Raw genomic sequence first — 9,605 nt, 5'->3', positions numbered from 1 at the left:
CAAATACGCTGGGGGGTGAATTGGCCGCAGGCCAAGAGGGGGGCAACGCCCCCCTGAAGAGCGCATGCGCGCCCTTCCCCCGGAAATGAAAAACGCGCGCCCCATATGGGGCGCGCGTCATTGCATCATTGCGCTCTGTCTTCAGGCAGCGGTCGTGTTCAGGCCCAGTTGCTGGCCAACGGCGACAATGTCGTTCACCAGCTTGCCCGCATTGTCAGCGCCATCGCCCGAGGCCTCGGCGGCCTGCCTGCGTGCCTCGGCCAGCATCGCGTCATAAGCAGGCTGGCTAAGCTCGCCCGCGGGCACACCGCGTTCGGCCAGCAGCGAGACGCTGTCAGCCGTGATCTCGGCAAAGCCGCCGGTAACCACATACCTGACCTCACCCTGCGCCGTGACCGCCGTGACGATCCCCGGACGCAGCGTTGAGATGAAGGGTGCGTGCCCCGGCATGGCGGTGAAATCACCTTCCGCGCCGGGGATCTGCACCTCGCTGGCCGCGACTGATGCAAGCATCAGTTCCGGCGACACAAGGTCGAATTGCAGGGTATCAGCCATTCATGCCTCCTCAGGCGGCAGCGGCGATGCGCTGCGCCTTGGCGATCACGTCATCAATGTCGCCGACCATGAGGAAGGCGGCTTCGGGCAGGTGGTCGTATTCACCCGCGACCACAGCCTTGAACGAGGCGATGGTTTTTTCCAGCGGCACCTGAACACCGTCAGAGCCGGTGAAGACCTTGGCCACGTCGAACGGCTGCGACAGGAAGCGTTCCAGTTTGCGCGCGCGGGCCACCGCCAGTTTGTCATCCTCGGACAGTTCGTCCATCCCCAGAATGGCGATGATGTCCTGCAGCGACTTGTAGCGCTGAAGCACCTGCTGCACCGATGTCGCAACCTGATAATGCTCTTCGCCGATGATCTGCGGGTCCAGCAGGCGCGAGGTTGAACCCAGCGGGTCCACGGCCGGATAGATACCTTTTTCCGAGATCGCACGGTCCAGAACGGTCGTGGCGTCAAGGTGGGCGAAGGACGTGGCAGGCGCAGGGTCGGTAAGGTCATCGGCCGGAACATAGACGGCCTGCACCGAGGTGATCGAGCCGTTCCGGGTAGAGGTGATGCGTTCCTGCATCGCGCCCATGTCGGTGGCCAGCGTCGGCTGGTAGCCCACGGCTGACGGAATACGGCCCAGCAGTGCCGACACTTCCGAGCCCGCCTGCGTGAAGCGGAAGATGTTGTCCACGAAGAACAGCACGTCCGAGCCGCTTTCATCGCGGAACTGCTCAGCGAGCGTCAGGCCCGACAGCGCCACGCGCATACGCGCACCGGGGGGTTCGTTCATCTGGCCGTAAACCAGCGCGATTTTCGATTCTTCAAGGTTATCAACGTTGATAACGCCCGATTCGATCATCTCGTGGTAAAGGTCGTTGCCCTCACGCGTCCGCTCACCGACACCGGCGAACACCGACACACCCGAGTGCACCTTGGCGATGTTGTTGATCAGTTCCATGATCAGAACCGTCTTGCCCACGCCCGCACCGCCAAAGAGGCCGATCTTGCCGCCCTTGGTATAGGGTGCCAGCAGGTCGATCACCTTGATCCCGGTCACCAGGATTTCCGATTCCGTCGACTGCTCTTCAAAGCCAGGCGCGGGCTGGTGGATGGCGCGGGTCTCGGTCGCGGCGACCGGGCCCTTTTCGTCCACCGGCTCGCCGACGACGTTCAGGATGCGGCCCAGCGTGGCCTTGCCCACGGGAACCGAGATCGGCTCGCCGGTGTCGCTGACTTCCTGCCCGCGCACCAGACCTTCGGTGGCGTCCATGGCGATCGAGCGGACGGTGTTTTCACCCAGATGCTGGGCAACCTCAAGGATCAGGCGCTTGCCGTTATTCTCGGTAACAAGCGCGTTCAGAATCGCGGGCAGATCGCCTTCGAACTGAACGTCAACGACGGCGCCGATCACCTGGGTGACCTTGCCGGTAGCTTTCGCTGTGGCCATTGTGTTTCTCCGGTTTCTCAGAGCGCTTCCGCGCCCGAAATGATCTCAATAAGCTCTGTGGTGATCGCAGCCTGACGCGAGCGGTTATACTGGATGGACAGGCGGTCGATCATGTCTCCGGCGTTGCGCGTGGCGTTATCCATGGCCGACATCCGCGCACCCTGTTCAGACGCCGCGTTTTCCAGAAGGGCGGTGAAAATCTGCGTGGCGACAGAGCGCGGCAGCAGGTCTTCAAGGATCGCTTCCTCGGACGGCTCATAATCATAGAGCGTGCTTGCCTCGGCGCTTTCGGGCACCGGGGCGGGGATGATCTGCTGCGCCGTCGGAATCTGGCTGATCACCGACTCGAAGCGGCTGAAGAAGAGGGTGGCGACATCGTAGTCACCCTCGTCGAACCGCTTGAGCACATCCTGCGCAATGCTGCGGGCATTCACATAGCCGACGCGCTTGACCTCGGAAAGGTCGATATGCGCCACCATGTATTCGCCGAAGTCACGGCGAAGCTGCTCACGGCCCTTCTTGCCGACGGTGAGAATTTTCACCGTCTTGCCCTGCGCCAGAAGCTCGGCGGCGCGGACCCGCGCCAGCTTCACGATCGAGGCGTTGAACCCGCCACAGAGCCCGCGTTCGGCGGTCATCACCACCAGCAGGTGCACCTTGTCGGCGCCCGTGCCGGCCAGAAGGCGCGGCGCGGTGTCGGAACCGGCGACCGAAGCCGCCAGCCCGTTGACCACAGCTTCCATCCGGGCGGCATAGGGCCGCGCGGCCTCGGCGGCATCCTGGGCGCGGCGCAGTTTTGCGGCCGCGACCATTTGCATCGCCTTGGTGATCTTCCGGGTCGATTTGACCGAGTTGATCCGGTTTTTCAGGTCCTTGAGGTTAGGCATCTAGCGCTCCTCCTGTCCCGCCCTCAGGCGAAATCTCTTGCGTATTCGTCGAGCGCTGCCTTGATCTTGTCTTCCAGCTCACCCCTGACCTTGCGGTCATTGTTGGTGATATCCGCAAGCAGGGCGGCATGTTTGCCGCGCAGATGCGACAACAGGCCCTTTTCGAACCGCCCCACCTCTTTGACACCAATGCTGTCCAGATAGCCATGGGTGCCCGCATAGATCACGATGACGATCTCGGCGTTGGTCATGGGCGAATACTGGCCCTGCTTCATCAGCTCGGTCAGGCGCGCGCCACGGTTCAGCAGTTTCTGCGTCGCCGCGTCAAGGTCTGAGCCGAACTGCGCGAAGGCCGCCATTTCGCGGTACTGCGCCAGCTCCAGCTTCACCGGGCCTGCGACCGATTTCATGGCATCGGTCTGCGCCGAGGAGCCCACACGAGACACCGAAAGGCCGGTGTTCACGGCCGGGCGGATACCCTGATAGAACAGGTCGGTTTCAAGGAAGATCTGGCCATCGGTGATCGAGATCACGTTGGTCGGAATGAAGGCCGACACGTCGCCGCCCTGGGTTTCGATGATCGGCAGAGCGGTCAGCGAGCCTGAGCCGAAATCTTCGTTCAGCTTGGCCGAACGCTCCAGCAGGCGGGAGTGGAGGTAGAACACGTCGCCGGGATAGGCTTCGCGGCCGGGCGGGCGGCGCAGCAGCAGCGACATCTGACGGTAAGCGACGGCCTGTTTGGAAAGGTCATCATAGATGATCAGCGCGTGGCGGCCGTTGTCGCGGAAGTATTCGGCCATCGCGGTCGCGGCATAGGGCGCCAGGAACTGGATCGGCGCGGGGTCAGAGGCGGTTGCGGCGACGACGATGGTGTATTCCATCGCGCCCGCTTCTTCCAGCTTCTTCACCAGCTGCGCCACGGTCGAACGCTTCTGCCCGATCGCGACATAGATGCAGTAAAGCTTCTTGCTTTCGTCTGCACCCGCGGCTTCGTTATAGGATTTCTGGTTCAGGATGGTGTCCAGCGCAACGGCGGTCTTGCCGGTCTGACGGTCACCGATGATCAGTTCGCGCTGGCCGCGCCCGATCGGGATCATGGCGTCAACCGATTTCAGGCCGGTTGCCATGGGCTCATGCACCGATTTACGCGGGATGATGCCCGGTGCCTTCACGTCGGCGATACGGCGCTCAGTGGTCAGGATCGCGCCCTTGCCATCAATCGGGTTGCCGAGGCCGTCAACCACGCGGCCAAGAAGCGCGTCGCCTGCGGGCACGTCCACGATGGACTGCGTGCGCTTGACGGTGTCGCCTTCCTTGATCGAGCGGTCATCGCCGAAGATCACGATACCGACGTTGTCGGTCTCAAGGTTCAGCGCCATACCACGGATGCCGCCGGGGAATTCGACCATCTCACCGGCCTGGACATTATCCAGACCGTGGACACGGGCAATCCCGTCGCCGACCGACAGAACACGGCCAACTTCGGCCACTTCCACGTCCTGCCCGAAGTTTTTGATCTGCTCCTTGAGGATCGCAGAGATCTCAGCTGCTTGGATACCCATTTATCCGACCTCTTTCATGCTGTTCTGGAGGGCCGCGAGCTTGGAGCGGATCGACGTATCGATCATCTTCGAGCCCACTTTGACAATAAGACCGCCGATGAGACTTTCATCAACGGACACATTCAGTTTCACCGTCTTGCCGACGCGTTCCTTGATCGAGGCTGCCAGGGCATCTGCCTGGTCCTTGGTCAGAACCGTGGCCGAGACCACATCGGCGGTGATTTCGCCTTTCTCGTCGGCGATCATCTGGCGCAGTCTGGCCATAAGGGCGCGCACCGCGAACAGACGGCGGTTCTGCGCCATCAGTCCCAGCACGCCGCGCATCGCGGGCGAGAGATTCATCTTTGCGGCCAGGGCGGTAATCGCCTTGCCCTGCTGTTCCCGGTTATAGACCGGAGAGGTCATCATCGCCCGCAGATCGGCGCTGTCGCTGATGGCCGTTTCAAGCGTGACGATATCGGCCTCAAGCGCACTGAGGGCGTTGCCCTCCTTGGCCAGGTCGAAAACGGCCGTGGCATAGCGTTGAGCGATACCAGAGGAGATCGAAGCTGGTTCGGACACGTCCACCCTTCCGATATTTTTATCACCCTTCGACCTCGCGCAAGGCCCGGGCAGTCAGGATGCACGATAGCTGCGCGGCATCCGAAATCGGCGCGGGTTTAACAGAGCATTCCCCAGCCCGCAACCATCAAGCACATGTGAAAGTGCCCTTGTTAGCGCTTAGTTCAGCACGCGGGCATCCGGGGGCTGCCCGGCGCTGGCAAAGGATCTGCGCCGCGACAGATTCGGCGCCCTTCGGGGGCAGCGCGCGCGCTGTCTCCGGGCCGGGGCGGCAGGAGTGATTCACCCGCTGTCAGGCTTGCGCCAGGCGGGCAGCGCGCCGCCTTGCGGCACCCCTTCCAGCACCCGCAGCGGACGGCGGGCAGTGGCGCGCAAACCGGGGCGGGTGGGGGCGGTATCGCGGCGGATCGCCTCGACGATGAGCACGCCGCCCAGCCGCTCCGGCACATAGCGCCGCCCCAGCCGCTCCAGCCCGCGCGCCGAGCGCAGCCAGAACCGCTGCCCGGAGGGCGGGAAAAACAGCGCCGCCGCATGCCCGGTGGGGACAAAACCGCATTCCTCCAGCAGCCGTTCAATCTGCCCGCGCGAATAGGGCCGCCCGAAGCCGAAAGGCGTGGCATCGCGGCGCGACCACAGGCCTGAGCGGCTGGGCACCATGATCAGCGCCCTGCCCTGCGGCGCCAGCACGCGATGCGCCTCATCCAGCAGGGCCAGCGGATGGTCGGATGTTTCCAGCCCGTGCAGCAGCGCCAGCCGGTCAACGCTGTCATTGGCCAGCGGCCAGCGCGCCTCGTCCACCAGAACCGAGTGGTTGTCGCCATCGGCGGGCCAGTGCATCACCCCCTGCGGCGCGGGCATCAGCCCCACCACCCGCGTGGCATGGGTCAGAAAGGGGCGCAAAAGCGGCACGGCAAAGCCATAGCCCGCCACCGTCAGCCCCCGCGCGGTGCCCCAGCGCGCCACCACCTGATCGCGCAGGCCTTTCTGCGCCGCGCGGCCAAGCTGCGTGCGGTAGTAAAAATCACGCAAAAGATGCACATCAAGATGCATTGAACCCCGGGGCCGTCTGGCGCAGACTGCACCCTGCCCCATCGCGGCCCGTTTGAGAAGCCCCGGCAAGGAGAGGACAGAGCATGAGCGACACAATCCACATCATCCGCTGCCTGAAGGACAACTACGCCTTCCTGATCGCCAACCCCGAGACCCGCACCGCCACCCTCATTGACGCGCCCGAGGCCGGGCCGGTTCTGGATGCCCTGAGCCGCGAGGGGCTGACGCTGGGCGCCGTGCTGCTGAGCCATCACCACTGGGACCATGTCGATGGCCTGCCCGCCCTTCTGCAGGCCCATCCCGCCCCGGTCTACGGCAACAGCAACGACGCCGCCCGCCTGCCCGCGCTGGATCATGCCTTCGTGCCGGGCGACAGCCTGCTGGGCGGCCGCTGCCAGGTGATCGACGCGCCGGGCCATACGCTGGGTCAGGTCGCCTTTCACTTCCCCGCCCTCAAGGCGCTGTTCAGCGCCGACAGCCTGATGACCCATGGCTGCGGCCGCCTGTTCGAGGGCACGCCGGAGGATATGTTCGCCACCGTCGGGCGTTTCGATGCCCTGCCGGGGGACACCCGCCTTTACAGCGGCCATGATTACGCGCAGGCCAATCTTGATTTCGCCGCCCGTTTCGCCCCCGACCCCGCCGCGCTTTCCGCGCGCCGGAATGAGCTTGCGCAGCTGGCCGCGCAGGGCGCGCCCACCACCGGCACCACACTGGCCAGTGAAAGACTTGTAAATCCGTATCTGCGCACCCATCTGCCAGAAGTCGCCCAGGCCGCCGAACTGCCCGGAGCCACCGCTTTGCAGGTCTTTGCCGAAATTCGCAAACGCAAGGACAACGCCTAGACCGATCTTCACCGATCTTCCGGGCGGGCAGAATTGGTGGCAATTGCGCGGAAACCGGGCATCATCACCAGACTGTTCGCACATATGAAATCACTTTTGCGACCAATCTGTCAGAAAAGACTTGAAGCAGCGCCCGGAAAACCAAAGTTTAACCCTGTGAGGCCACTGTTGTAACGTGGCTTGGGCTGGTGCCTCCGGGGCGGGGTTTCAGTGCACAGACCGCGGCGCAAGTCGCAAAAAAATAAAGGAGCAGACCCGTGCCATCGTTTTCCTCGACCCTCGAACAGGCGATTCATGGCGCGCTGGCCCTGGCCAATGCGCGCCGGCACGAGCTCGCCACGCTTGAACATCTGTTGCTTTCCCTGATCGACGAACCTGACGCCGCCCGCGTGATGCAGGCGTGCAATGTCGATCTGGATGAGCTGCGCAAGACGCTTGAAGAATTTGTCGATGACGATCTTTCGACGCTGATCACCACCGTCGAAGGCTCGGAGGCGGTGCCGACCGCCGCCTTCCAGCGCGTCATCCAGCGCGCGGCCATCCATGTTCAAAGCTCGGGCCGCAACGAAGTGACCGGCGCCAATGTGCTGGTCGCCATCTTTGCCGAACGCGAATCGAATGCGGCCTATTTCCTGCAGGAGCAGGACATGACGCGCTATGACGCGGTGAATTTCATCGCTCATGGCGTGGCCAAGAACCCCGGCTTTTCCGAGCCGCGCCCGGTCACGGGCGCCGAGGAACAGCAGGGTGAACCCGGCGCGGCCAAGACCGATCCCAAGGATTCGGCGCTCGCCAAGTTCTGCGTCGATCTCAACGCCAAGGCGCGCAAGGGTGATGTTGACCCGCTGATCGGCCGCGCCTCGGAAGTGGAGCGCTGCATTCAGGTGCTGTGCCGCCGCCGCAAGAACAACCCGCTTCTGGTGGGAGACCCCGGTGTGGGCAAGACCGCCATTGCCGAAGGGCTGGCCAAGAAGATCGTCGATGGCGAAACGCCTGAAATCCTGTCCAAATCCACCATCTATTCGCTGGATATGGGCGCGCTTCTGGCCGGCACCCGCTACCGCGGCGACTTTGAGGAACGGCTGAAAGCGGTGATGAAGGAGATGGAGGAACACCCGGATGCGGTGCTCTTCATCGACGAAATTCACACCGTGATCGGCGCCGGCGCCACCTCGGGCGGGGCGATGGATGCCTCGAACCTGCTCAAACCCGCGCTGCAGGGCGGCAAGCTGCGCTGCATGGGTTCGACCACCTACAAGGAGTTCCGCCAGCATTTCGAAAAGGACCGCGCGCTGGCGCGCCGGTTCCAGAAAATTGATGTGAACGAACCCACTGTCGAGGATTCGGTCAAGATTCTGATGGGGCTGAAACCCTATTTCGAAAAGCACCACGATCTGCGCTACACCAACGATGCGATCAGGACGGCGGTGGAACTGGCGGCGCGCTATATCCATGACCGCAAGCTGCCCGACAAGGCGATCGACGTGATCGACGAAGCCGGGGCCGCGCAGCACCTGCTGCCGGTGACCAAGCGGCGCAAGACCATCTCGCCCAAGGAGATTGAGGCCGTGGTGGCCAAGATCGCCCGCATTCCGCCCAAGAACGTGTCCAAGGATGACGCCGAAGTGCTGCGTGATCTGGAAGCCGCGCTGAAACGGGTGGTCTTTGGTCAGGATGCGGCGATTGATGCGCTGTCTTCGGCGATCAAACTGGCCCGCGCGGGCCTGCGCGAGCCCGAAAAGCCGATCGGCAACTATCTGTTCGCCGGGCCGACGGGCGTGGGCAAGACCGAAGTGGCCAAGCAACTGGCGGCCACGCTGGGGGTGGAGCTGCTGCGTTTCGACATGTCGGAATACATGGAGAAACACGCGGTTTCGCGCCTGATCGGTGCGCCTCCGGGCTATGTCGGCTTTGATCAGGGCGGGCTTCTGACCGATGGCGTTGACCAGCATCCGCACAGTGTGCTGCTGCTTGACGAGATCGAAAAGGCGCATCCGGATGTCTATAACATCCTGCTGCAGGTGATGGACCACGGCAAGCTGACCGACCACAACGGCCGGACGGTGGATTTCCGCAATGTGATCCTGATCATGACCTCGAATGCCGGGGCGACCGAGCAGGCCAAATCCGCCATCGGCTTTGGCCGGGAGCGCCGCGAGGGTGAGGATACGGCCGCGATCGAGCGCACCTTCACGCCGGAATTCCGCAACCGGCTGGATTCGGTGATCAGCTTTGCCCCGCTGGGCAAGGGGACGATCATGAAGGTTGTCGAGAAGTTCGTGCTTCAGCTTGAAGCACAACTGATGGACCGCAACGTGACGTTCGAACTGTCCGAGGCCGCCGCCGCCTGGCTGGGCGACAAGGGCTATGACGACAGAATGGGCGCCCGGCCGCTGGCACGGGTGATTCAGGAACATGTCAAGAAGCCGCTGGCCGAAGAGCTGTTGTTCGGGCGGCTGACCAAGGGCGGTCTGGTGCGCGTGGTTGTGCGCGACAACAAGATCGAACTGCAGATCGAAGAAGGCGAGAAGCCGCGGATTTCGGGCTCAAAACCCCCGCTTCTGACCGCTGACTGAGAACCCTCAGACAAATCCGAGACAACGGGGGGCGCACGCGCCCCCCGTTTTTTTATGCCTGCCGGGTGGAAACAGGCGCCCGGCCATAAACGTCTGAGCGCAGCACGGGTGAGCACCGGCGAAAAGTGGGC

General features: G+C 63.4%; 8 protein-coding genes. 2 read left to right on the top strand and 6 right to left on the bottom strand.

Annotation, left to right across the window (positions count from 1 at the left end):
* Positions 1 to 141: 141 nt before the first annotated feature.
* From V7Q53_RS15680 to V7Q53_RS15655, 6 genes are all read right to left on the bottom strand, one after another.
* Complete coding sequence (locus V7Q53_RS15680) at positions 142 to 555, bottom strand: F0F1 ATP synthase subunit epsilon (RefSeq protein ID WP_333829608.1); 414 nt, start codon at positions 553 to 555, stop codon at positions 142 to 144.
* 10 nt (positions 556 to 565) lie between these two features.
* Positions 566 to 1,993, bottom strand: a complete 1,428-nt coding sequence (atpD, locus tag V7Q53_RS15675) for a F0F1 ATP synthase subunit beta (RefSeq protein ID WP_333829607.1) — start codon at positions 1,991 to 1,993, stop codon at positions 566 to 568.
* A gap of 17 nt (positions 1,994 to 2,010) precedes the next feature.
* Positions 2,011 to 2,880 (bottom strand): F0F1 ATP synthase subunit gamma, encoded by an 870-nt coding sequence (locus V7Q53_RS15670; RefSeq protein WP_333829606.1) that lies wholly within the window; start codon positions 2,878 to 2,880, stop codon positions 2,011 to 2,013.
* Between the two features lie 23 nt (positions 2,881 to 2,903).
* Positions 2,904 to 4,442 (bottom strand): F0F1 ATP synthase subunit alpha, encoded by a 1,539-nt coding sequence (gene atpA / locus V7Q53_RS15665; RefSeq protein WP_333829605.1) that lies wholly within the window; start codon positions 4,440 to 4,442, stop codon positions 2,904 to 2,906.
* A complete protein-coding gene (locus tag V7Q53_RS15660) occupies positions 4,443 to 5,003 on the bottom strand; it encodes a F0F1 ATP synthase subunit delta (protein ID WP_333829604.1) in 561 nt (186 codons plus the stop codon). It lies immediately after the preceding gene.
* 282 nt (positions 5,004 to 5,285) lie between these two features.
* Complete coding sequence (locus V7Q53_RS15655; protein WP_333829603.1) at positions 5,286 to 6,053, bottom strand: class I SAM-dependent methyltransferase; 768 nt, start codon at positions 6,051 to 6,053, stop codon at positions 5,286 to 5,288.
* An 83-nt stretch (positions 6,054 to 6,136) separates the two neighbouring features.
* Between V7Q53_RS15655 and gloB the strand changes: the two genes are divergently transcribed.
* Positions 6,137 to 6,898: a hydroxyacylglutathione hydrolase gene (gloB, locus tag V7Q53_RS15650; RefSeq protein WP_333829602.1), complete on the top strand. Its 762-nt coding sequence runs from the start codon at positions 6,137 to 6,139 to the stop codon at positions 6,896 to 6,898.
* A 257-nt stretch (positions 6,899 to 7,155) separates the two neighbouring features.
* Positions 7,156 to 9,474: an ATP-dependent Clp protease ATP-binding subunit ClpA gene (gene clpA, locus V7Q53_RS15645; protein WP_333829601.1), complete on the top strand. Its 2,319-nt coding sequence runs from the start codon at positions 7,156 to 7,158 to the stop codon at positions 9,472 to 9,474.
* The last annotated feature ends 131 nt before the right edge of the window (positions 9,475 to 9,605 follow it).

This window comes from Pararhodobacter sp. (assembly GCF_036802785.1).
GTDB lineage: Bacteria > Pseudomonadota > Alphaproteobacteria > Rhodobacterales > Rhodobacteraceae > Pararhodobacter.
The sequence above is the reverse complement of the archived record's forward strand: the minus strand, read 5'-3'. Positions and strand labels throughout refer to the sequence as shown.

Coding starts and splice junctions, on each gene's coding strand:
- V7Q53_RS15680 (WP_333829608.1), bottom strand. CDS start 555: ATGGCTGATACCCTGCAATTCGACCTTGTGTCGCCGGAACTGATGCTT.
- atpD (WP_333829607.1), bottom strand. CDS start 1,993: ATGGCCACAGCGAAAGCTACCGGCAAGGTCACCCAGGTGATCGGCGCC.
- V7Q53_RS15670 (WP_333829606.1), bottom strand. CDS start 2,880: ATGCCTAACCTCAAGGACCTGAAAAACCGGATCAACTCGGTCAAATCG.
- atpA (WP_333829605.1), bottom strand. CDS start 4,442: ATGGGTATCCAAGCAGCTGAGATCTCTGCGATCCTCAAGGAGCAGATC.
- V7Q53_RS15655 (WP_333829603.1), bottom strand. CDS start 6,053: ATGCATCTTGATGTGCATCTTTTGCGTGATTTTTACTACCGCACGCAG.
- gloB (WP_333829602.1), top strand. CDS start 6,137: ATGAGCGACACAATCCACATCATCCGCTGCCTGAAGGACAACTACGCC.